Genomic DNA, 21,653 nt, shown 5'->3' with positions numbered 1-21,653 from the left:
CGCCCCCGTTGTGGTCGTGAGTGACCGGCGCTGGATTCCCCCTTCGTGCCACCGCTCGGCGCTGTGGTGCGCCCCCTGCGCGCCGGCTCGATCCTGCGGCGGTCCGTGGAATTCCAGCACAGTGCCGGATCTCCAACAAGGCCCGTGGGGCACCCCGCCGACTACGTGACAGCACGTGAGGGGCGGATCACCGCTGGTAGAAAATGATCACCCGCAAACCGGACGTATGTCCGCGAGTCGCCGGCGGGGGTGCGGTGTCCCAGTCGCCATGATCAGGAGCGGAATGGTGCCTTCAGTGGGTCAATGTCGCTTTCGTCGGAGTGTGCCACCCGTCTGAATTGACCGGTTTGACCCTTGATAAGTGAGCAAACTCACACGCTGATCGCGGACTCTCCTCGCGTCGGGCGGGAATCGCGTGTTTAGCCTGACGCTTTACAGAAATGGCAAAACCGACAACCCGCGCCCCCCGGCAGGGGTCCCCGCCCCTCCAGGCGCCCGGACACGACAGGGTCTCGTACAACCGTGAAGACGACGATGATGTTCCACAAGATCGCCAACCCGCGACGCACGACGCTGGCGCACCTCGACGGCGCCGACGAGCTGCGGACGCCGGAGCAGCCGGAGCACGCCGTCGAGCTCCCCGCCCAGACCGCCAACCCCCGGCGCACCGTCCTCATGGAGATCCCCGTCCCGGCCTCCGCCGCAGAGTAGTACGCCGCCCGCCGCGCACCTTCGCCGGCCGGCCGCACGCACGGGACCACGGGCGCCCGCGCACCGCACCACGCCGTACCCCTCGGGAGTCACGGCGGGCGATTGCGCGAGGCGCCCGCGCTGTGCCGCGTTAGCCTGGAGCGTCAGACTCCAGCCAGCTCAGTCAAGGGGCCAAGCAACCCGTGCGCATCGCCAGGTTCTCCATCGACGGGAACGTCGCCTTCGGCGCGGTCGAGGGCGACCAGCCGGACGAGCTCGTCCTCGACATCATCAAGGGCATCCCCTTCGCGGACTTCGAGCTCTCCGGCACCAAGGTGCCGCTGAGCAAGGTACGGCTGCTGCCGCCGGTGCTCCCCAACAAGGTCGTGGCCTTCGGCCGCAACTACGCGGAGCACGCCCGCGAACTCGGCAACGAGGTGCCCGACGCCCCGTTCGCCTTCTTCAAGCCGTCCACCTCGGTCATCGGACCCAGCGACCCGATCCAGTACCCCTCCTTCTCCGAGGAACTGCACCACGAGGCCGAGCTCGCCGTCGTCATCGGCCGCATGTGCCGGGAGGTCCCGCGCGACCGCGTCAAGGACGTCATCCTCGGCTACACCTGCGCCAACGACATCACCGCCCGCGACGTGCAGCGCCGCGAGAAGCAGTGGGCCCGCGCCAAGGGCTTCGACTCCTCCTGCCCGCTGGGCCCCTGGGTGGAGACGGACCTCGACCCGGACGACCTGACGATCCAGCTCACGGTCAACGGCGCCCAGCGCCAGCTCGGCCGCACCAGCGAGATGATCCACCCGATCGCCGACCTGATCGTCAACATCACCGAGGCCATGACGCTGCTCCCCGGCGACGTGATCCTCACGGGCACCCCGGCCGGAGTCGGCCCCCTCAACGTCGGCGACGAAGTCGCCGTCACCATCGAAGGCATCGGCACTCTCACCAACAAGGTTGTCAAGCGTGGCTAGCGCATCCGGCTCCTCCGTACGCGTCCGTTTCTGTCCCTCGCCCACCGGTAACCCCCACGTGGGCCTGGTCCGCACCGCCCTGTTCAACTGGGCGTTCGCCAAGCACCACCAGGGCACCCTGGTCTTCCGCATCGAGGACACCGACGCCGCCCGCGACTCCGAGGAGTCGTACAACCAGCTCCTCGACGCGATGCGCTGGCTGGGCTTCGACTGGGACGAGGGCCCCGAGGTCGGCGGCCCCCACCCGCCGTACCGCCAGTCGCAGCGCATGGACATCTACAAGGACGTCGCCGCGAAGCTGCTCGACTCCGGCCACGCCTACCACTGCTACTGCTCCCAGGAGGAGCTGGACGCCCGCCGCGAGGCCGCCCGCGCCGCCGGCAAGCCCTCCGGCTACGACGGCCACTGCCGCGACCTGAGCGCCGCGCAGGTCGAGGAGTACAGGGCCCAGGGCCGCGAGCCGATCGTCCGCTTCCGGATGCCCGACGAGACGATCACCTTCACCGACCTGGTCCGCGGCGAGATCACCTACCTCCCCGAGAACGTCCCGGACTACGGCATCGTCCGTGCCAACGGCGCCCCGCTCTACACGCTGGTCAACCCGGTCGACGACGCCCTGATGGAGATCACCCACGTCCTGCGCGGCGAGGACCTGCTCTCCTCCACCCCCCGCCAGATCGCCCTGTACAAGGCGCTGATCGAGCTGGGCGTCGCCAAGGACATCCCGGCCTTCGGCCACCTGCCGTACGTGATGGGCGAGGGCAACAAGAAGCTCTCCAAGCGCGACCCGCAGTCGAGCCTCAACCTCTACCGCGAGCGCGGCTTCCTCCCCGAGGGCCTGCTCAACTACCTCTCCCTGCTCGGCTGGTCGCTCTCGGCCGACCAGGACATCTTCACGATCGACGAGATGGTCGCCGCCTTCGACATCTCCGACGTGAACCCCAACCCGGCCCGCTTCGACCTGAAGAAGTGCGAGGCGATCAACGCCGACCACATCCGCATGCTCGACGCGAAGGACTTCGCCGAGCGCTGCCGCCCCTGGCTCAAGGCCCCCGCCGCCCCCTGGGCGCCGGAGGACTTCGACGAGGCCAAGTGGCTGGCCGTCGCGCCGCACGCGCAGACCCGCCTGAAGGTCCTCTCCGAGATCACGGACAACGTCGACTTCCTGTTCCTGCCGGAGCCGGTCTTCGACGAGGCGAGCTGGACCAAGGCCATGAAGGAGGGCTCGGACGCCCTGCTGCGCACGGCCCGGGAGAGGCTGGACGCGGCCGACTGGACGTCCCCCGAGTCCCTCAAGGAGGCCGTCCTGGCCGCCGGCGAGGCCCACGGCCTCAAGCTCGGCAAGGCCCAGGCCCCCGTCCGCGTCGCCGTCACCGGCCGCACGGTCGGCCTGCCCCTCTTCGAGTCCCTGGAGGTCCTCGGCAAGGAGAAGGCGCTGGCCCGCATCGACGCGGCCCTGGCGCGGCTCGCCGCGTGACACCCGCCCGTGCGTGAGGGGCGGCACCCGGTCCGGGTGCCGCCCCTTCGCCGTTGTCCCGGACGCGTCCCGCCTCCCGGGGTTACGGTCGGGTCATGACGATTCGCGCCGTGGTCTGGGACGTCGACGACACCCTCTTCGACTACACCACCGCCGACCGCGAGGGAATGCGCGCCCACCTGGCCGCCGAGGGCCTGCTCGACGGGTACGGATCGGCCGAGGAGGCCCTCGCGCGCTGGAGGGAGATCACCGACCGGCAGTGGGCCCGCTTCGCGGCCGGCGAGGTGGACTTCGTCACACAGCGGCGCGACCGCACCCGGGTCTTCCTGGACCGGCCGGAGCTGACGGACGCCGAGGCCGACGACTGGTTCCTGCGCTACGTCACGCACTACGAGGCCGCCTGGTCCCTCTTCCCGGACGTGCTGCCCGTCCTCGACGCGCTCGCCGCCGGCCACCGGCACGCCGTGCTGTCGAACTCCAGCCTGACCGTCCAGGACCGCAAGCTGCGCGTCCTCGGTCTGCACGACCGCTTCGAGGTCATCCTGTGCGCCGCCGAGCTGGGCGTCTCCAAGCCCGCGGCGGGCGCGTTCCTCGCCGCCTGCGACGCGCTCTGCCTCCCCCCGCACCAGGTCGCCTACGTCGGCGACCACCCGGAGATCGACGGACGCGGGGCCGCCGACGCGGGGCTGCTGTCGGTCTGGATCGACCGCGGCACGGCCCGCGCCGCCGTCGACCCGCCCGCCGGTCCACGGCGCATCGCGTCCCTCTCCGAACTCCCCGCGATCCTCGGCGCCGATACTCGTTTTGGAGCCCCGTCCACCTTCGGGTAATGTTCTTCCTGCGCCGCCGGGGAGCGGGCCGAAAGGGCCGGGAACCGGAAGCGCGAAGCTAGAACAAGATCCCCTCTGGGGCTTGCGTTCCAGTGGCCTATGGTGTAATTGGCAGCACGACTGATTCTGGTTCAGTTAGTCTTGGTTCGAGTCCAGGTAGGCCAGCTCGCAGAGCTTATCTGCGTCGCGGATCCCATCCGCAAAGCCCCCGTTGTGTAGCGGCCTAGCACGCTGCCCTCTCAAGGCAGTAGCGCCGGTTCGAATCCGGTCGGGGGTACAGATCCTTCCCGCGAGGACAGTAAGGGTAGCTCCCGCTGTGCTCGATGCAGGATCGCTAGGGCCCCCGTTGTGTAGCGGCCTAGCACGCCGCCCTCTCAAGGCGGTAGCGCCGGTTCGAATCCGGTCGGGGGTACTGACTGGTCTAAACCATCATTGGTCTATGGTGTAATTGGCAGCACGACTGATTCTGGTTCAGTTAGTCTTGGTTCGAGTCCAGGTAGACCAGCTCGGACCTGCGGAAACGCAGAGTCCACGCCCCCGTTGTGTAGCGGCCTAGCACGCCGCCCTCTCAAGGCGGTAGCGCCGGTTCGAATCCGGTCGGGGGTACGAGTCCCAAGGGGGCTCCCGCTCAGGCGGGAGCCCCCTTCGGCGTTCACTCGATGCCGTAGCGCCGTGCTGACTCCTCCTCCTGCGCCAGCCGGTGCAGCGCCCGCAGGACCGGCTGGAACAGCACCGTCGACGCGACCGCCAGCTCCACCTGCTCGGCCTCCGAGGCGTGGCTCTCCATGAAGTCCAGGTCCCGCCGCGCCACCTCGTGCATCAACTCCCCGTAGGGCGCCATCAGTTCGGCGTCCCACGGGAAGTCCAGCCGCCGCAGCGCGGCCACCGCCACCACCAGCGAACGGTGCACGGGGGACAGCGGGGCCAGTTCCCGGGCGGTCTCCCAGCCCAGCATGTGCAGCAGCCGGTCCACCTCGGCCCGCGCCGCGACCACGGCCGGGTCCTCCTCGTCCGGCTCCGGCTCCTGCGGCAGTGCCCACAGGGCCGCGCCCAGCCGGACCGTGCGGCCCAGCGACTCGTCGTCGACGTGCCCGAGCACCTCCCGCGCCGTCGCCACCGGCACCTTGCCCACCTGGATCAGCGCCCGCACCAGCCGCAGTCTGCGCAGGTGCTCCTCGCCGTACTCGGCCGTGGTCGCGTTGAGCTGCCGGCCGGGCGGCAACAGGCCCTCGCGCAGGTAGTACTTGATCGTCGTGACGGAGATCCCGCTGCGCTTGCTCAGATCGGCCAGTCGCATCCCTTGCGCCCCTTCCTGGATACCCGCACTCTCCCAGGCAGGGGCCATTGGACAGTGCGGCTCACCAACACGCGCCGCGCACGTACTGCGTCGTCCAGTACGGGGAGTGCCAGGAGAAGCCGTACCGGTACGCCCACTCGCCCGACATGTTCCACGACCGGGACTGGGCGATCATCAACCGCAAGGAGCTGGCGGGGAAGGTGCGCGGGCACGTCGGGCTGTGGCACGAGGCCTACGTCGTGCCCGAGGGGTCGTACGGGTCGATCTACGCCGACATGCCGGCCTTCGCGCTCGCGGCGACCCACGGGCAGGTGCCCGTCGAGCAGCGGGGCAGACGCGCCGAGGACCGGTTCGGTACCGGTCGCGCAAGGCCCCGGGACGGCCCCCTCGCCAGAGGCGTGAGCCCGGGGACGGACCCGCCGCGGCGTTGGGGCGGGTCCGTCCCCGGGCCCGGGTGGGCGAAGGGGGGGCGTCAGCCGGTACGGCGCAGGGCCTCCGAGAGACGGCCGGCGGCGTCGATGACCGCCTGGGCGTGCATGCGGCCCGGGTGGCGGGTCAGCCGCTCGATGGGGCCGGAGACCGACACGGCCGCCACCACGCGGTTGGAGGGGCCGCGCACGGGCGCGGAGACGGACGCCACGCCGGGCTCCCGCTCGCCGATGGACTGGGCCCACCCGCGGCGCCGTACGCCGGACAGGGCGGTCGCCGTGAACCGGGCGCCCTGGAGGCCGCGGTGCAGGCGCTCGGGCTCCTCCCAGGCCATGAGGATCTGCGCCGAGGAGCCCGCCTTCATGGTGAGCGTGGAGCCGACCGGGACGGTGTCCCTGAGGCCCGACAGACGCTCGGCCGCGGCCACGCAGATGCGCATGTCGCCCTGGCGTCGGTAGAGCTGGGCGCTCTCGCCCGTCACGTCGCGCAGGTGGGTGAGCACCGGGCCCGCCGTGGCGAGCAGGCGGTCCTCGCCGGCCGCCGCGGCCAGTTCGGCCAGGCGGGGGCCGAGGATGAACCGGCCCTGCATGTCGCGCGCCACCATACGGTGGTGTTCCAGCGCCACGGCCAGGCGGTGGGCCGTGGGTCGTGCCAGTCCGGTCGCCGCGACCAAGCCCGCGAGGGTGGCCGGACCGGACTCCAGAGCGCTCAAGACGAGGGCCGCCTTGTCCAGAACGCCGACGCCGCTACTGTTGTCCATGCAACGATACTCCCGTCTCACTCTGTGAAACGCAAGTTCAATTTTCCGTGGAACACGCCACTCTGGATTCCACGAAGTCACAGCGGCCCGTGACGAAAGGGCCTGGCGGCGGTTGCCCGGAAACCGGGGTGAGGGCGCCGCCTCCTCACGATCTCTAGTTGGGTCGGCGCGTTGCCGCCGGCCGGAGGGAAAGCGATGGGTAGGACACTCGCGGAGAAGGTCTGGGACGACCACGTCGTCCGGCGCGCCGAGGGCGAGCCCGACCTCCTCTTCATCGATCTGCACCTGCTGCACGAGGTGACCAGCCCGCAGGCCTTCGACGGCCTCCGCAAGAGCGGCCGCCCCGTGCGCCGGCTCGACCTGACCATCGCCACCGAGGACCACAACACCCCGACGCTCGACATCGACAAGCCCATCGCGGACCCGGTCTCCCGGGCCCAGCTCGAGACGCTGCGCAAGAACTGCGCCGAGTTCGGCGTCCGGCTGCACCCGCTGGGCGACGTCGAGCAGGGCGTCGTGCACGTCGTCGGCCCGCAGCTCGGCCTGACCCAGCCCGGCACCACCGTGGTCTGCGGCGACTCGCACACCTCGACGCACGGTGCCTTCGGCGCGCTGGCGTTCGGCATCGGCACCTCCCAGGTCGAGCACGTGCTGGCCACCCAGACGCTGCCCATGGCGCGTCCGAAGACCATGGCGATCACCGTCAACGGCGAACTGCCCGACGGTGTCACGGCCAAGGACCTGATCCTCGCGATCATCGCGAAGATCGGCACCGGCGGCGGCCAGGGCTACATCCTGGAGTACCGGGGCGAGGCCATCGAGAAGCTCTCGATGGAGGCCCGCATGACCATCTGCAACATGTCGATCGAGGCCGGCGCCCGCGCGGGCATGATCGCCCCCGACGAGACCACCTTCGCCTACCTCCAGGGCCGTCCGCACGCCCCCGAGGGCGCGGACTGGGACGCGGCGGTCGAGTACTGGAAGACGCTGCGCACCGACGACGACGCCGAGTTCGACGCCGAGGTCGTCATCGAGGCCGCCGAGCTGTCGCCGTTCGTCACCTGGGGCACCAACCCGGGCCAGGGCGCCCCGCTTTCCGCCGCCGTCCCCGACCCGGCTTCGTACGAAGACGCCTCGGAGCGCCTCGCCGCCGAAAAGGCCCTGGAGTACATGGGGTTGGAGGCCGGGCAGCCGCTGCGCTCCATCAAGGTGGACACCGTCTTCGTAGGTTCCTGCACCAACGGCCGCATCGAGGACCTGCGCGCCGCCGCCGAGATCGTCCGGGACCGCAAAGTCGCCGACGGCGTGCGGATGCTGGTCGTGCCGGGCTCCGCGCGGGTGGGCCTGCAGGCCGTCTCCGAGGGCCTGGACGTGGTCTTCAAGGAGGCCGGCGCCGAGTGGCGGCACGCGGGCTGCTCGATGTGCCTCGGCATGAACCCGGACCAGCTCGCCCCCGGTGAGCGCTCCGCGTCCACCTCCAACCGCAACTTCGAGGGGCGGCAGGGCAAGGGCGGCCGCACCCACCTGGTGTCGCCGCAGGTCGCGGCCGCGACGGCCGTGCTGGGCCACCTGGCCTCCCCGGCCGACCTGTCCGCCGCCGACGCCCCCACGCCCGCTGGAGTCTGAGAGTCATGGAAGCATTCACCACGCACACCGGCCGGGCCGTCCCGCTGCGCCGCAGCAACGTCGACACCGACCAGATCATCCCCGCCCACTGGCTCAAGAAGGTGACGCGGGACGGGTTCGAGGACGGGCTCTTCGAGGCCTGGCGCAAGGACCCGGAGTTCGTGCTGAACCGGCCCGAGCGCCGGGGCGCGACCGTGCTGGTCGCCGGCCCCGACTTCGGCACCGGCTCCTCGCGCGAGCACGCGGTCTGGGCGCTGCAGAACTACGGCTTCAAGACCGTGATCTCGTCCCGCTTCGCCGACATCTTCCGCGGCAACTCGCTGAAGAACGGCCTGCTCACGGTCGTCCTCGACCAGAAGATCGTGGACGCACTCTGGGAGCTCGTCGAGCGTGACCCCAAGGCCGAGATCACCGTCGACCTCGAGGCCCGCGAGGTGCGCGCCGAGGGCATCACCGCCTCCTTCGAGCTGGACGAGAACTCCCGCTGGCGGCTGCTGAACGGGCTCGACGACATCTCGATCACCCTCCAGAACGAGGCCGAGATCGCCGCGTACGAGACGAAGCGCCCGTCGTTCAAGCCGCGGACGCTCCCGGTCTGACCCCGGCTGCCCCTCGCGCCCCACCTGCCCCGCACAAGGTCGAGTTTCGGCCACACAGCACCCCCCTCCGTACCCCCGATCACCCCGATCGGGGGTACGGCCGTGTCCGGGCCCCTTCGGCTGCCGAGACCGTCGATCCGGCGATCAACTTCCCACGTTACGGCTGTGATTGGCGGGGTAGTCGAGTAGTGGAACCCCATGCTCCGCGGGTGCCGAAGACGCCTTCCGGGGCGGCAGTTGCCCCCTGCGCAGGCGACAACTCGCCCCAGATGGCACAATCTGTGCATGGAACACGACGGCCAACTCCAGCTGTATGCGGCGGTCGCGGTCCGGCTCAAGGAAGCGCACACAAGAGTGCGCGCACTGCAAGTCCCGGAGGGCGTACGGATGGCGCTGACCCGGAAGCTGCTGGTCATTACGGCCGCGGCCAAACACGATCTCGCCGGCGCGGCAAGGCGTCTGGACCGGTTCACCGCGGACCTCGACGAGGGTCGATTCCCCGACGAGGAACCCTGAACAGGCCGGGACAGTCGAGTCCGTTGCGGCACAAGGGTGATTAGCCCGTTTCGTGTTTGATTTGCGGTATATATCTGCCTAACGTGCGAAAAAGCTTGAACACATTCGTTCTGGCGATGTCTCCGAAGGGGAAGACGTGAACAAGGCGCAGCTCGTAGAAGCGATTGCCGACAAGCTGGGCGGACGGCAGCAGGCCGCCGACGCTGTCGACGCGGTCCTGGACGCCCTCGTCCGCGCTGTGGTCGCGGGCGACCGGGTCTCGGTCACCGGCTTCGGTTCCTTCGAGAAGGTCGACCGTCCGGCCCGCTACGCCCGCAACCCCCAGACGGGCGAGCGGGTTCGGGTCAAGAAGACCTCCGTGCCCCGCTTCCGCGCGGGCCAGGGTTTCAAGGACCTGGTGAGCGGCTCGAAGAAGCTTCCGAAGAACGACATCGCGGTCAAGAAGGCCCCCAAGGGCAGCCTCTCCGGCCCGACGCCCACCATCGCCAAGGCCGCGGGCAAGAAGGCCGCCGCCAAGAAGACGACGGGTGCGGCGAAGAAGGCCGCGGGCGCGGCGAAGAAGGCCACCGCGGCCGCGAAGAAGACCACCGCGAAGAAGACCGCCGGCGCGGCGAAGACGGCGGCGAAGAAGGCCCCGGCGAAGAAGTCCGCGGCCAAGACCACCACGGCGGCGAAGAAGACGACGGCGAAGAAGGCTCCCGCCAAGAAGGCGACGGCGACCAAGGCTCCCGCCAAGAAGTCGACCGCCCGCAAGACCACCGCCAAGAAGGCCACCGCCCGCAAGAAGTAACACGGGCAACGGGCCACAGGGGCACTCACGCGCCGGGCCGGACTCCCCAGGGAGTCCGGCCCGCGGCGTGTCCGGGGCCGTGCGGCGCCCCGTGGACCAGGAGGTTCAGAACGTCTGGAGCGTCACCAGCGTGATCCGGCGGTCCGCGTCCGTCCCCTCGGTCTCGATGCGCACCCGCTGCCCGGGCCGCAGCAGCCGCAGGCCCCCCGCGTCGAACGCCGCCGCGTCGAAGGGCAGGGGCGTGCCGTCGTCGAGCAGCACCTGCCCGCTGCGGCTGTCGGGGTCGTACGTGTATGCGGTCGCCTGCATGTCCGCAGCCTACTGCCCGGCGATCAGCAACCGCGCCGCCACCGCGGCCGTATGAGGCCCCACCCCGAGGGCCAGCGCGGTGCGCAGGTCACCGCCGGTGTCGACGTCCTGCCGTACGGAATCCACCGCGTCGAGACGCAGTTCCACCGCTCCCGAGGCGCGGTGGCGGGCGCGGGAATCCGGGCCGAATACCGGGGCCAATTCACGGCCCGGCGCGGCGGTGAGCAGGGTCGTTCCGATTCCGGCGGCATCGGGGAGAAAAGCCCGCCCGAATTGCGCGGCCGCCGTCAGTGCTCGCGCCAATTCCCCGGGGCGCAGCGCGGGAAGATCGGCGTTGAGAGCGGCCACGGGGGCGTCGGGACGCGATGCCCGTACGGTCGCCGCCCCGTGCGCCAGGGCGGTGTTCAGACCCCCGCCCGGCTCGTCGGCGACGACCCGGGCGCCCAGTCCGGCCAGCGCCCGGCCCGCCCGGGCATCGTCCGTGACTACTGCCACATCCGCCACCGCCGGGCAGGCCAGCGCGGCCGCCACGGTGTCCTGCGCGAACGCCAGCGCGAGCCCCGGACGCACCCCGTCGTGCGCGGTGTCGGCCAGTCTGCTCTTGGCCCGGGCGAGGGTCTTCACGGGCACGACCAAGGTCCACTGCACCAGGGTTCCGTCCTTCTGTCGACGCCGCCATTGTCACCTGCGGGATCTGGCGGTTCACTCGCCGGGGCGTACGGTGTTCTCGACAGACGGACGGCCCGGGGCGACACTTGTCCGGCCCCAGGCCCTGGAGGAAAGGTGTCCGCGTGCCCCGCCGCAGAATCGGCTTCTGGTACCGCTTCGCCGCGGTGATCTGCAAACCGCCGCTGGTGGTTCTGATCAAGCGGGACTGGCGGGGAATGGAGAACATTCCGGCCGACGGCGGATTTATCACCGCCGTGAACCACAATTCGCACGTCGACCCCTTCGCGTACGCGCACTACCAGTACAACACCGGGCGCGTGCCGCGATTCCTCGCGAAGAGCGGCCTTTTCAGGAAGGGCTTGGTCGGCGCCGCGATGCGCGGCACCGGACAGATCCCCGTCTACCGCGAGAGCACGGACGCGCTCAGCGCCTTCCGGGCCGCCATCGACGCCGTGGAGCGCGGCGAGTGCGTCGCCTTCTACCCCGAGGGCACCCTCACCCGCGACCCGGACGGCTGGCCGATGACCGCCAAGACCGGTGCCGCGCGCGTCGCCCTGCAGACCAAGTGCCCGGTGATCCCGGTCGCCCAGTGGGGCTGCAACGAACTGCTGCCGCCGTACAGCAAGAAGCCGCGCATCCTGCCGCGCAAGACCCACCACGTGCTGGCGGGGCCCCCGGTGGACCTGTCGCGCTTCTACGACCAGGAGATGACCGCGGAACTCCTGAAGGAGGCCACCGAGGTCATCATGGCCGCCGTCACCCGCCAGCTCGAGCAGATCCGGGGCGAGAAGGCCCCCGAGACCCCCTACGACCCGCGCCGCGAGCGGATCGAACAGCGCCGCCGGACGCAGGCGCAGCGCGGCACGGCACAGACCCCGGTACAGACAGCGGCGCCGCAGCAGCAGGCGGAAGGGCAGGGCACGTGAGCAAGCCCGTCAAGGCGGCCGTCTTCGGCACCGGATCGTGGGGCACCGCCTTCGGGACGGTCCTCGCCGACGCGGGGTGCGAGGTCACCCTGTGGGGGCGCCGCGCCGAACTCGCCGACGCCGTCAACTCCACCCGGACCAACCCGGACTACCTGCCCGGCGTCGAACTCCCCGAGAACCTGCGGGCCACCACCGACGCCGCCGAGGCCGCCCGCGACGCCGACTTCACCGTGCTCGCGGTCCCCTCCCAGACGCTGCGCGCCAACCTGGCCGAGTGGACGCCGCTGCTGGCGCCGGACACCGTGCTCGTCTCGCTGATGAAGGGTGTCGAACTAGGCTCCGCGATGCGGATGAGCGAGGTCGTCGAGGACGTCGCGGGCGTCGGCGCCGGGCGGATCGCCGTGGTCACCGGACCCAACCTGGCGCGGGAGATCGCCGCCCGCATGCCGGCCGCTGCCGTGGTCGCCTGTTCCGACGAGGCCGTCGCCCAGCGGCTCCAGCGGGCCTGCCACACCCCGTACTTCCGCCCGTACACCAACACCGACGTCGTCGGCTGCGAACTCGGCGGCGCCGTGAAGAACGTCATCGGGCTGGCCGTCGGCATCGCGGACGGCATGGGGCTCGGCGACAACGCCAAGGGGTCGCTCATCACGCGCGGCCTCGCCGAGACCACGCGGCTCGGTGTCGCCCTCGGCGCGGACCCGCTGACCTTCTCCGGACTCGCCGGGCTCGGCGACCTGGTGGCGACCTGCTCCTCGCCGCTGTCCCGCAACCACACCTTCGGCACCAACCTCGGCAAGGGCATGACCCTCCAGGAGACCATCGCGGTCACCAAGCAGACCGCCGAGGGCGTCAAGTCCTGCGAGTCGGTGCTGGATCTGGCCCGCCGGCACGGTGTCGACATGCCGATCACCGAGACGGTCGTCGGCATCGTGCACGAGGGCAAGCCCCCGGTGGTCGCGCTCAAGGAGCTGATGTCGCGCAGCGCGAAGCCCGAACGACGCTGAGCGACACCGGGGCGGCACTCGGGGGACGGCGCGCGCCACGCGGCCCCGCCGACGCTGTCTCGCGGTCCTGAGGGCGGGTACTCTCGACGCGATATGAGCACCGAGAACCTCCCCCAGAGCCCCGAGCAGCCGCCGCGCAAGCAGCGTGTGGCCGTCGTGTTCGGCGGGCGCAGCTCCGAACACGGGATCTCCGTGGTCACCGCCGGCGCCGTCCTCGCGGCCATCGACCGGACGAAGTACGACGTCCTGCCGATCGGCATCACCCAGGACGGGCGCTGGGCGCTCACCGCCGACGAGCCGGAGCGCATGGCGATCACCGAACGGCGCACCCCGAGCGTCGACCAGCTCGCCGAGTCGACCGAGGGCGCCGTGGTGCTCCCCGTCGACCCCGCCAGCCGCGAAGTCGTCTACAGCGAACCGGGCTCCGTGCCCAAGGCGCTGGGCGAGGTCGACGTCGTCTTCCCCGTGCTGCACGGCCCCTACGGCGAGGACGGCACCCTCCAGGGCCTGCTGGAACTGTCCGGCGTCCCGTACGTCGGCTCGGGCGTCCTCGCCTCGGCCGTCGGCCAGGACAAGGAGTACATGAAGGCGGTGTTCACCTCCTACGGGCTCAAGGTCGGCCCGTACACGGTGATCCGGCCGCGCGAGTGGGAGCAGGACCGATCCGCCGCCCGCAGGAGGATCGTCGACTTCGCCGGCGAGCACGGCTGGCCGCTGTTCGTGAAGCCGGCCCGCGCGGGCTCCTCCATCGGCATCACCAAGGTCGACGACCTCGCCGGACTCGACGAGGCGATCGAGGAGGCCCGGCGCCACGACCCGAAGATCCTGGTCGAGGCGGCGCTGCGCGGCCGGGAGATCGAGTGCGGGGTGCTGGAGTTCGAGGACGGCCCCCGGGCGTCCGTACCCGCCGAGATCCCGCCGCCCTCGGCCCACGCCTACTACGACTTCGAGGCCAAGTACATCGACTCGACGCCCGGCGTCGTGCCCGCCCCGCTGACGCCCGGGGAGACCGACGAGGTGCGGCGGCTGGCCGTCGCGGCGTTCGACGCGGCGTCCTGCGAGGGCCTGGTGCGCGCGGACTTCTTCCTCACCGAGGACGGCGAGTTCGTGATCAACGAGATCAACACGATGCCCGGCTTCACGCCGATCTCGATGTACCCCAAGATGTGGGAGGCCAGCGGCGTCGGCTACGCCGAGCTGGTGGACCGCCTGGTCCAGGCGGCGCTGCGGAGGCCGACCGGTCTGCGCTGACGCGTACCGGGCGCGGTCGCCCCATGTGTCTCAGGAGGCGATCCCCTCGGGGATCGCCTTCTTCACGGCCGGGGCGAGGTCGACCAGCGGCGCCATGCCGTTCCCGGCACGCTCCTCGGGGATGGTCACCTCGACGTACGCCTCGCGCAGCGTCGAGGTGAACCGGAACGTTCCGTTCTCCTGCTTCTGCAACTGCCAGCCCACACCGTCGACCTCGACGGCGTCGGCCTTGTCGTCGTTCATCTCCGCGGGCCGTTCCACCCCGCAGCGCAGTATGATCACCGGGTTTCCCCAGCCCGCCGTCAGTGCGGAGGCGGGCTCGGGATCCTCACGGTTCAGGCCGTCCACCGTCGACGGCAGCGCCTTGTCCAGGTTCTGGCACAGCTCGGTGACCTTCGCGTCCGGGCTGGGAACCACCGCCGAGGCGCCGCCGTCTGCCGAGGAACAGCCTGCGGCGGCGATCAGCACCGCGAGTGCGGGCAGGCGGAGGTACCGGTGACGGGTGATGTTCACCGGACCAGCGTAGACGGGGGCTAGAGATGGACGACCGGGCAGGTGAGGGTGCGGGTGATGCCGTCCACTTGCTGGACCTTGGCGACCACCATGCGACCCAGTTCGTCGACGGTGTCGGCCTGGGCGCGGACAATGACGTCGTAGGGTCCCGTCACGTCCTCGGCCTGGATCACTCCAGGGAGCTTGCTGATCGTCTCGGCGACGGTCGACGCCTTGCCGACCTCCGTCTGGATCAGGATGTACGCCTGTACCACGGAACCTCCAGAGCGGCCACGAGGATCATGTGGGGAAAAGGAACGCCACGGTATCGCGTCGTCGCTCTCCGCGGGGAGACCCGCGGGACACGGGTATCGCGCGCCGGGGTGTGGTGAGGACGCGAGTTGACGACCACGCCGACCGTGGTGACGGCCATTTCGACCGTAACCAGGACAGAGATGACGCGCGACCGGGCACGGACAGGGACAGAAGGGGAGTCAAGGCAATGAAGGGCACTGTTGGTGAGCTCGGGGAGTTCGGGCTCATCAGGGAGCTCACCTCCCGTCTCACCTCCACTCCGGCGGTCCGGGTCGGCCCCGGCGACGACGCCGCGGTGGTCGCCGCGCCCGACCGCAGGGTGGTGGCCAGCACCGACGTCCTCGTGGAGGGGCGGCACTTCCGCAGGGACTGGTCGACCGCCTACGACGTGGGTCGCAAGGCGGCGGCCCAGAACCTGGCCGACATCGCCGCGATGGGCGCCGTGCCGACCGCGCTGCTGCTCGGCCTGGTGGTGCCCGCCGAACTCCCGGTGACCTGGCCGACCGAGCTGATGGACGGGCTGCGCGACGAGTGCCAGGTCGCCGGCGCCTCCGTGGTCGGCGGCGACGTGGTGCGCGGCGACACCATCACCGTGTCCATCACCGCCCTCGGCGACCTGCGCAACCAGGAGCCCGTCACCCGGGGCGGCGCCCAGCCCGGCGACATCGTCGCGGTGACCGGCTGGCTCGGCTGGTCCGCGGCCGGGTTCGCCGTGCTCTCCCGCGGTTTCCGCTCGCCACGCGCCTTCGTCGAGGCCCACCGGCGCCCCGAGCCGCCGTACCACGCGGGCCCGGCCGCCGCCGGGCTCGGCGCCACCGCCATGTGCGACGTGAGCGACGGGCTGATCGCCGACCTCGGGCACATCGCCGAGGCCAGCAAGGTGCGCATCGACATCCGCTCGGGCCAGATCGACATCCCCACCCAGATGAACGACATCGGCCAGGCCGTCGGCGTCGACCCCATGCAGTGGGTACTGACCGGGGGAGAGGACCACGCGATCGTGGCGACCTTCCCGCCGGACGTGAAGCTGCCCGCCCGCTGGAAGGTCATCGGCGAGGTCCTCAACCCCTCCGCGCTGCCCCAGGTGACCGTCGACGGCGCCCCCTGGACCAGCAAGGGCGGCTGGGACCACTTCGGCGGGGAGGGTGAGGCATGAGGCCGCCCCTGGTCCTCACCGTGGCCGGGTCCGACTCCGGCGGCGGCGCCGGCATCCAGGCCGACCTGAAGACGATGCTCGCCCTCGGCACGCACGGCATGAGCGTCCTCACCGCGGTCACCGCGCAGAACTCCCTCGGAGTGCAGGGCGCCTGGGAACTGCCCGTGGAGGCCGTGCGCGCCCAGTACCGCAGCGTCGTGGACGACATGGGCGTCCAGGCGGTCAAGACCGGCATGCTCGCCTCCGCCGAACTCGTGGAGACCGTCGCCGAGTTGATCGGCGGCACCGACGCCCCGGCCGTCGTCGACCCGGTCGGCGTCTCCAAGCACGGTGACGCGCTGCTCGCAGCCTCCGCCCTGGACTCCGTACGCCGCAAGCTGCTGCCGGTGGCCACCGTCGCCACGCCGAACCTGGACGAGGTCGAGCAACTCACCGGCGTACGCGTCGAGTCGGACGCCGATCTGCGGAGGGCGGCCGACGCCGTCCTGGAGTACGGCCCGCGGTGGGCGCTGATCAAGGGCGGGCATCTGTCGGGTGACGCCGTGGACCTGCTCACCGACGGATCCGAGGAGCACTGGCTGCGCTCGCCGCGCCTGGACAACCGGCACACGCACGGCACGGGCTGCACGCTGGCGTCGGCGGTCGCGTGCGGGCTGGCGAAGGGGCTGTCGGTGCCGGAGGCCGTGGCCGCGGCGAAGGAGTACGTCACCGGCGCGATCGCGGCCGGCTTCGCGCTCGGCGCCGGCATCGGCCCGGTCGGCCACGGCTGGGCACTCGGGCCGGACCGCGCCTGAGCGGCGGGAGGAGTACGAGGAGGGCGTGCGCGGCACCGGCCGAGGGTTCGGTGCCACGCCGGCCGGTCAGCAGCCCGGTGTCGAGGCGCAGGGCGGGCGGCGGGAGATTCCGGGTACCGCAAAAAGCCGGCCCACCGAAGTGGACCGGCTCAGTGCAGCGAACCGGACAGTGGCCGCGCGCTCAGCTGACGCGTCAGCGCGAGACCTTGCCGGCCTTGATGCACGAGGTGCAAGCGTTCACGCGCTTCGGCGTCCCGCCCACCACGGTACGCACACGCTGGATGTTCGGGTTCCAGCGACGGGACGTACGGCGGTGCGAGTGCGAGATGTTGTTGCCGAAGCCCGGCCCCTTGCCGCAGACGTCGCAGTTGGCAGCCACGGGTCACTCCAAAGACTTCAGATGCACTTACGGTTGATCCCGGCATGCCGGGATCAGGATCTCGAGCGCGAACGGTCCGTGATCTGAGTGGCGGTGCCAGGGGGAGAGCCCGATCGGATCGGGCAACCGGAGCAGCATACAACGGCTGCTCCCGCACAACGAAACTACCATGGCGGGTCGGCGCCCCGCCCCCGGCCCTCTTCCGGTGGGCACCCGTGCGGGGTCTACGCTGCCTGCCACGTCCAGCAGCTCAAGGAGGCGCAGGTGGCGCAGGTGCCGCAGAGGTTCTTCGACGCTCTGGCGGTGCGTACCTGGTGCGGCCTGTCGCTGCGCGCGCTGGGGCGGGCGCGCGAGGAGATCGACGCGATCAACGTCTATCCGGTCGCGGACGGGGACACCGGCACCAACCTCTACCTGACCGTCGAGTCCGCCGTCGCCGCGGTGGAGGCGGTGTTCGCCGCGCACGAGGTCGGCACGGCGCGGACCGGCAAGAACGCGGAGCCGGCCGGCGGGCCCACCCTGGCCGACGCCGTCGGCGCCATGGCGCACGGCGCGCTCATCGGGGCGCGCGGCAACTCCGGGACCATCCTGGCCCAGCTCCTGCGCGGCATGGCCCAGGTGCTCACGGCGCGGGGCGAGCACGCTCACACCGACGGGCCGGGGCTGCGGGTGGCCCTGCGGCACGCGGCCGACTCCGCCCGGCAGGCCGTCGCCCACCCCGTCGAGGGCACCGTCCTCACGGTCGCCTCGGCCGCGGCCGACGCCGCCGAGGAGGCCGAGGGCGACTGCGCGGACGTCGCCCGCGCCGCCCACGAGGGCGCCCGCACCGCGCTCGCCGCCACCCCGGGACAGCTCGCCGCGCTGGAACGCGCCGGGGTGGTCGACGCCGGGGGGCGCGGCCTGGTGACCGTGCTCGGCGCCCTGGTGGAGACCTTCACCGGACAGAGCCCGGCGGACGCCGCGGTGACCGTGCCGCACGCGCGCGTGGAGCACGCCGGACAGGGTGCGGGGGAATGCGCGGCGGCGGACGACGCCGGGGGCGGCCCCGCCTTCGAGGTGATCTACCTCCTGGAGGCCGGGGACGCCGCCGTGGCCCGGCTGCGGCAGCGGCTCGACGCCCTCGGCGACTCGCTCGTCGTGGTCGGCGGCGACGGCCTGTGGAACGTCCACGTGCACGTCGACGACGCCGGCGCGGCCGTGGAGGCGGGCGTCGAGGCCGGCCGGCCGTACCGCATCCGCATCACCCACTTCGGACACGGCGACGCGCACGCCACCGGCGCCGGGCGCCCGCCGCGCGAGAGGACCCAGCGCGCCGTGGTCGCCGTCGTGCCCGGCGAGGGCCTGGCCGGGCTCTGCGCCGAGGCGGGCGCGACCACGGTGCTGGCCCGCCCCGGTGAGCCGCCCGCCAGCGGCGAGCTGGTCGAGGCCGTGCGGCGGGCGCACGCGCGGGAGGTCGTGCTGCTGCCCAACGACGACGAACTGCGCCACACCGCCGCCGCGGCGGCCGAGCAGGCCCGCACCGAGGGCATCCGGGTCGCCCTGATCCCGACCCGCTCCGCGGTCCAGGGCATCGCCGCGCTCGCCGTGCACGAGCCCGACCGGCGCTTCGACGAGGACGTGGTGGCGATGACCTCGGCGGCCGGCGCCACCCGCCACGCCGAGGTGACCGTCGCCGAGCACCGGTCCTGGACCACGGCCGGCATCTGCCAGGCCGGTGACGTCCTCGGCCTCATCGACGGCGACGTGGCCGTGATCGGCGCGGACGTCCAGGCAGTCGCGGGCACCGTGCTGGACCGCATGCTCGCGGCGGGCGGCGAACTGGTCACCCTGGTCGTCGGCGACGACGCCCCCGAGACCCTCGCCCCCTTCCTGGAGGACCGGGTCCGTACCGCCTACCTCGCCGTCGACACCGTGGTCTACGGGGGCGGCCGGCAGGGATCGCCGCTCCTGATCGGCGTCGAGTAGCGCGCCCGTCGCCGTCGGCGCTACGGGATTGTCGGTGCCGTGGTGTGCAATGGATCTCGTGCCCGCACTGCAAGAACCCCTCAAGAAGGTGCTCGGCCCCGCCACCGCGAAGGTGATGGCCGAGCATCTCGGCCTGCACACCGTCGGCGACCTCCTCCACCACTACCCCCGCAGATACGAGGAGCGCGGCCAGCTCACCCACCTCGCCGACCTCCCCATGGACGAGCACGTCACGGTGGTCGCCCAGGTTGCGGACGCCCGCCTGCACACCTTCGCCTCGTCCAAGGCGCCGCGCGGCAAGGGGCAGCGCCTCGAGGTGACCATCACGGACGGCAGCGGGCGCCTCCAGCTCGTCTTCTTCGGCAACGGCGTCCACAAGCCCCACAAGGAACTCCTGCCGGGCACGCGCGCGATGTTCGCGGGCAAGGTCTCCGTCTTCAACCGCCGGCTCCAACTGGCCCATCCGGCCTACGAGTTGCTGCGCGGCGGCGGTGACGGAGAGGACGGCGCCGAGACCGTGGAGTCCTGGGCCGGCGCCCTCATCCCCCTCTATCCGGCCACCGCCAAACTGGAGTCCTGGAAGATCGCCAAGGCGGTCCAGACGGTGCTGCCCAGCGCCCAGGAGGCCGTCGACCCGCTCCCCGGCGCCCTGCGCGAGGGCCGCGGCCTGGTCTCCCTGCCCGAGGCCCTGCTGAAGATCCACCGCCCGCACACCAAGGCGGACATCGAGGACGCCCGCGCCCGCCTGAAGTGGGACGAGGCCTTCGTCCTCCAGGTCGCCCTCGCCCGCCGCCGCCACGCCGAGACCCAACTGCCCGCCGTCCCCAGGAAACCGAGCCCGGACGGACTGCTCACCGCCTTCGACGACCGCCTCCCCTTCACGCTCACCGACGGCCAGCGCAAGGTCTCCCGCGAGATCTTCGACGACCTCGCCACCGACCACCCGATGCACCGCCTGCTCCAGGGAGAGGTCGGATCGGGCAAGACGCTGGTCGCCCTGCGCGCCATGCTCGCCGTCGTGGACTCGGGCGGCCAGGCCGTGATGCTGGCACCCACCGAGGTGCTGGCCCAGCAGCACCACCGGTCGGTCGTCGAGATGATGGGCGAGCTGGCCGAGGGCGGGATGCTCGGCGGCGCCGAGCACGCCACCAAGGTCGTCCTGCTCACCGGCTCGATGGGCGCCGCCGCCCGCCGCCAGGCGCTGCTCGACCTGGCCACCGGCGAGGCCGGCATCGTCATCGGCACCCACGCGCTGATCGAGGACAAGGTCCAGTTCCACGACCTCGGCCTGGTCGTCGTGGACGAGCAGCACCGCTTCGGCGTCGAGCAGCGCGACGCCCTGCGCGGCAAGGGCAAACAGCCCCCGCACCTGCTCGTCATGACCGCCACCCCCATCCCGCGCACCGTCGCCATGACCGTCTTCGGCGACCTGGAGACCTCCGTCCTGGACCAGCTCCCGGCCGGACGCTCACCGATCGCCAGCCACGTCGTCCCGGCCGCCGACAAACCGCACTTCCTCGCCCGCGCCTGGGAGCGCGTCCGCGAGGAGGTGTCCAACGGCCACCAGGCGTACGTTGTGTGCCCGCGCATCGGCGACGAGGAGGACGCCCTGGGCAAGAAGGCCGCCCGGCGCACCTCGCCGGAGGACGACGCCGAGAAGCGGCCGCCGCTCGCCGTCCTCGATGTCGCCGAGCAGCTCGCCGAGGGCCCGCTGCGGGGACTTCGGGTGGAAGTCCTGCACGGCCGTATGCAGCCCGACGACAAGGACGCGGTCATGCGCCGGTTCACCGCCGGAGAGACCGACGTCCTGGTCGCCACGACCGTCATCGAGGTCGGCGTCAACGTCCCCAACGCCACCGCGATGGTGATCATGGACGCCGACCGCTTCGGCGTCTCCCAGCTCCACCAGCTCCGGGGCCGCGTCGGCCGCGGCTCGGCCCCCGGCCTGTGCCTGCTGGTCAGCGAGATGCCCGAGGCCAGTGCGGCCCGGCAGCGCCTGAACGCCGTCGCGGGCACCCTCGACGGCTTCGAGCTGTCCCGCATCGACCTGGAACAGCGCCGCGAGGGCGACGTCCTCGGCCAGGCCCAGTCCGGCGCCCGCACCTCCCTGCGGGTCCTCGCCGTGATCGAGGACGAGGAGATCATCGCCGAGGCCCGTCAGGAGGCCGCCGCGGTGGTCGCGGCCGACCCGGAGCTGACCGGCCTGCCCGGCCTGCGCACGGCGCTGGACGCCCTCCTGGACGAGGAGAGGGAGCAGTACCTGGAGAAGGGCTGAGGGCCGGGCGCGGGGGGGGCGCCCGGCCCCCCCCCGCGGCGCCGCCCCCCCCCCCCCCCCCCCGGCCCCCCCCCCCCCCCCCCCCCCCCCCCCCCCCCCCCCCCCCCCCCCCCCCCCCCGT

22 protein-coding genes, 5 tRNA genes and 1 pseudogene are annotated in these 21,653 nt (G+C 71.8%); 21 read left to right on the top strand and 7 right to left on the bottom strand.

From position 1 onward, the window contains the following. Nucleotides 1-522 precede the first annotated feature (522 nt). From ACH499_RS20550 to ACH499_RS20510, 9 genes are all read left to right on the top strand, one after another. Nucleotides 523-711 (top strand): hypothetical protein, encoded by a 189-nt coding sequence (locus tag ACH499_RS20550; RefSeq protein WP_356200706.1) that lies wholly within the window; start codon nucleotides 523-525, stop codon nucleotides 709-711. Nucleotides 712-893: 182 nt separating this feature from the next. Further along, complete coding sequence (locus ACH499_RS20545) at nucleotides 894-1,670, top strand: fumarylacetoacetate hydrolase family protein (protein ID WP_399017397.1); 777 nt, start codon at nucleotides 894-896, stop codon at nucleotides 1,668-1,670. Further along, a complete protein-coding gene (gene gltX / locus ACH499_RS20540; protein WP_399017395.1) occupies nucleotides 1,663-3,147 on the top strand; it encodes a glutamate--tRNA ligase in 1,485 nt (494 codons plus the stop codon). Before ACH499_RS20545 ends, gltX begins: the two co-directional genes overlap by 8 nt. A gap of 95 nt (nucleotides 3,148-3,242) precedes the next feature. Then, the gene (locus ACH499_RS20535) at nucleotides 3,243-3,977 is read left to right on the top strand and encodes an HAD family hydrolase (RefSeq protein ID WP_356200711.1); all 735 of its coding nucleotides are present in this window, start codon (nucleotides 3,243-3,245) and stop codon (nucleotides 3,975-3,977) included. Nucleotides 3,978-4,070: 93 nt separating this feature from the next. Beyond that, nucleotides 4,071-4,142, top strand: a tRNA-Gln gene (locus ACH499_RS20530). Nucleotides 4,143-4,181: 39 nt separating this feature from the next. Further along, nucleotides 4,182-4,254 (top strand) — tRNA-Glu (locus tag ACH499_RS20525). Nucleotides 4,255-4,316: 62 nt separating this feature from the next. Beyond that, nucleotides 4,317-4,389, top strand: a tRNA-Glu gene (locus tag ACH499_RS20520). Nucleotides 4,390-4,410: 21 nt separating this feature from the next. Next, a tRNA-Gln gene (locus ACH499_RS20515) sits at nucleotides 4,411-4,482 on the top strand. Between the two features lie 28 nt (nucleotides 4,483-4,510). Next, a tRNA-Glu gene (locus ACH499_RS20510) sits at nucleotides 4,511-4,583 on the top strand. Between the two features lie 46 nt (nucleotides 4,584-4,629). On the opposite strand, the gene ACH499_RS20505 is transcribed toward ACH499_RS20510, so the two are convergent. Continuing rightward, a complete protein-coding gene (locus tag ACH499_RS20505; protein ID WP_356200713.1) occupies nucleotides 4,630-5,274 on the bottom strand; it encodes a MerR family transcriptional regulator in 645 nt (214 codons plus the stop codon). A gap of 71 nt (nucleotides 5,275-5,345) precedes the next feature. Between ACH499_RS20505 and ACH499_RS20500 the strand changes: the two are divergent. Beyond that, nucleotides 5,346-5,627 (top strand): annotated as a pseudogene (locus tag ACH499_RS20500) (monooxygenase family protein); the annotation flags it as partial. A 119-nt stretch (nucleotides 5,628-5,746) separates the two neighbouring features. On the opposite strand, the gene ndgR reads toward ACH499_RS20500, so the two are convergent. After that, a complete protein-coding gene (ndgR, locus tag ACH499_RS20495) occupies nucleotides 5,747-6,463 on the bottom strand; it encodes an IclR family transcriptional regulator NdgR (protein WP_010984119.1) in 717 nt (238 codons plus the stop codon). Between the two features lie 195 nt (nucleotides 6,464-6,658). On the opposite strand from ndgR, the gene leuC reads away from it, so the two are divergent. The 4 genes from leuC to ACH499_RS20475 all read left to right on the top strand — a co-directional run bounded on the left by leuC (nucleotide 6,659) and on the right by ACH499_RS20475 (nucleotide 9,994). Beyond that, on the top strand, nucleotides 6,659-8,089 hold the full coding sequence (gene leuC / locus ACH499_RS20490; protein WP_356200715.1) for a 3-isopropylmalate dehydratase large subunit: 1,431 nt from the start codon (nucleotides 6,659-6,661) through the stop codon (nucleotides 8,087-8,089). A 5-nt stretch (nucleotides 8,090-8,094) separates the two neighbouring features. Beyond that, on the top strand, nucleotides 8,095-8,688 hold the full coding sequence (gene leuD, locus ACH499_RS20485) for a 3-isopropylmalate dehydratase small subunit (RefSeq protein WP_399017392.1): 594 nt from the start codon (nucleotides 8,095-8,097) through the stop codon (nucleotides 8,686-8,688). 285 nt (nucleotides 8,689-8,973) lie between these two features. Continuing rightward, nucleotides 8,974-9,204, top strand: coding sequence for a hypothetical protein (locus ACH499_RS20480; RefSeq protein ID WP_356200719.1), 231 nt, complete (start codon nucleotides 8,974-8,976; stop codon nucleotides 9,202-9,204). A 136-nt stretch (nucleotides 9,205-9,340) separates the two neighbouring features. After that, a complete protein-coding gene (locus ACH499_RS20475; protein WP_356200721.1) occupies nucleotides 9,341-9,994 on the top strand; it encodes an HU family DNA-binding protein in 654 nt (217 codons plus the stop codon). A 105-nt stretch (nucleotides 9,995-10,099) separates the two neighbouring features. On the opposite strand, the gene ACH499_RS20470 is transcribed toward ACH499_RS20475, so the two are convergent. Together ACH499_RS20470 and cofC are read right to left on the bottom strand one after the other, a co-directional pair. Next, nucleotides 10,100-10,303: a hypothetical protein gene (locus tag ACH499_RS20470; protein WP_356200723.1), complete on the bottom strand. Its 204-nt coding sequence runs from the start codon at nucleotides 10,301-10,303 to the stop codon at nucleotides 10,100-10,102. A gap of 9 nt (nucleotides 10,304-10,312) precedes the next feature. Continuing rightward, the gene (cofC, locus tag ACH499_RS20465; protein WP_356200725.1) at nucleotides 10,313-10,951 is read right to left on the bottom strand and encodes a 2-phospho-L-lactate guanylyltransferase; all 639 of its coding nucleotides are present in this window, start codon (nucleotides 10,949-10,951) and stop codon (nucleotides 10,313-10,315) included. Nucleotides 10,952-11,094: 143 nt separating this feature from the next. Between cofC and ACH499_RS20460 the strand changes: the two genes are divergently transcribed. From ACH499_RS20460 to ACH499_RS20450, 3 genes are all read left to right on the top strand, one after another. Beyond that, nucleotides 11,095-11,898 carry a lysophospholipid acyltransferase family protein gene (locus ACH499_RS20460; protein WP_356200727.1) on the top strand — a complete coding sequence of 268 codons (804 nt, stop codon included), beginning with the start codon at nucleotides 11,095-11,097 and terminating at the stop codon, nucleotides 11,896-11,898. Further along, nucleotides 11,895-12,905, top strand: coding sequence for an NAD(P)H-dependent glycerol-3-phosphate dehydrogenase (locus ACH499_RS20455; protein ID WP_399017389.1), 1,011 nt, complete (start codon nucleotides 11,895-11,897; stop codon nucleotides 12,903-12,905). Before ACH499_RS20460 ends, ACH499_RS20455 begins: the two co-directional genes overlap by 4 nt. Nucleotides 12,906-12,998: 93 nt before the next feature. Continuing rightward, nucleotides 12,999-14,156, top strand: coding sequence for a D-alanine--D-alanine ligase family protein (locus tag ACH499_RS20450; RefSeq protein ID WP_399017387.1), 1,158 nt, complete (start codon nucleotides 12,999-13,001; stop codon nucleotides 14,154-14,156). Nucleotides 14,157-14,186: 30 nt separating this feature from the next. Here ACH499_RS20450 and ACH499_RS20445 read toward each other — a convergent pair whose 3' ends face one another. Together ACH499_RS20445 and ACH499_RS20440 are read right to left on the bottom strand one after the other, a co-directional pair. Next, complete coding sequence (locus ACH499_RS20445) at nucleotides 14,187-14,669, bottom strand: DUF3515 domain-containing protein (protein WP_399017384.1); 483 nt, start codon at nucleotides 14,667-14,669, stop codon at nucleotides 14,187-14,189. A gap of 20 nt (nucleotides 14,670-14,689) precedes the next feature. Next, nucleotides 14,690-14,923: an Lrp/AsnC family transcriptional regulator gene (locus tag ACH499_RS20440; protein WP_030612688.1), complete on the bottom strand. Its 234-nt coding sequence runs from the start codon at nucleotides 14,921-14,923 to the stop codon at nucleotides 14,690-14,692. Nucleotides 14,924-15,150: 227 nt separating this feature from the next. On the opposite strand from ACH499_RS20440, the gene ACH499_RS20435 reads away from it, so the two are divergent. Both ACH499_RS20435 and thiD read left to right on the top strand, forming a co-directional pair. Beyond that, nucleotides 15,151-16,119 (top strand): thiamine-phosphate kinase, encoded by a 969-nt coding sequence (locus tag ACH499_RS20435; protein WP_356200734.1) that lies wholly within the window; start codon nucleotides 15,151-15,153, stop codon nucleotides 16,117-16,119. Next, entirely contained in the window at nucleotides 16,116-16,913 is a 798-nt protein-coding gene (thiD, locus tag ACH499_RS20430; protein WP_356200736.1) for a bifunctional hydroxymethylpyrimidine kinase/phosphomethylpyrimidine kinase, read from the top strand. The genes ACH499_RS20435 and thiD overlap by 4 nt, the downstream gene beginning before the upstream one ends. Nucleotides 16,914-17,106: 193 nt before the next feature. Here thiD and rpmB read toward each other — a convergent pair whose 3' ends face one another. Then, the gene (gene rpmB, locus ACH499_RS20425; RefSeq protein WP_003993230.1) at nucleotides 17,107-17,292 is read right to left on the bottom strand and encodes a 50S ribosomal protein L28; all 186 of its coding nucleotides are present in this window, start codon (nucleotides 17,290-17,292) and stop codon (nucleotides 17,107-17,109) included. A gap of 264 nt (nucleotides 17,293-17,556) precedes the next feature. On the opposite strand from rpmB, the gene ACH499_RS20420 reads away from it, so the two are divergent. Together ACH499_RS20420 and recG are read left to right on the top strand one after the other, a co-directional pair. Then, nucleotides 17,557-19,257, top strand: a complete 1,701-nt coding sequence (locus ACH499_RS20420) for a DAK2 domain-containing protein (protein WP_356200738.1) — start codon at nucleotides 17,557-17,559, stop codon at nucleotides 19,255-19,257. 49 nt (nucleotides 19,258-19,306) lie between these two features. Next, nucleotides 19,307-21,532 carry an ATP-dependent DNA helicase RecG gene (recG, locus tag ACH499_RS20415; protein WP_356200740.1) on the top strand — a complete coding sequence of 742 codons (2,226 nt, stop codon included), beginning with the start codon at nucleotides 19,307-19,309 and terminating at the stop codon, nucleotides 21,530-21,532. The last annotated feature ends 121 nt before the right edge of the window (nucleotides 21,533-21,653 follow it).

Origin of the sequence: Streptomyces sp. NPDC018947 (assembly GCF_044390505.1) — a bacterium.
Taxonomy (GTDB): Bacteria; Actinomycetota; Actinomycetes; order Streptomycetales; family Streptomycetaceae; genus Streptomyces.
The sequence above is the reverse complement of the archived record's forward strand: the minus strand, read 5'-3'. Positions and strand labels throughout refer to the sequence as shown.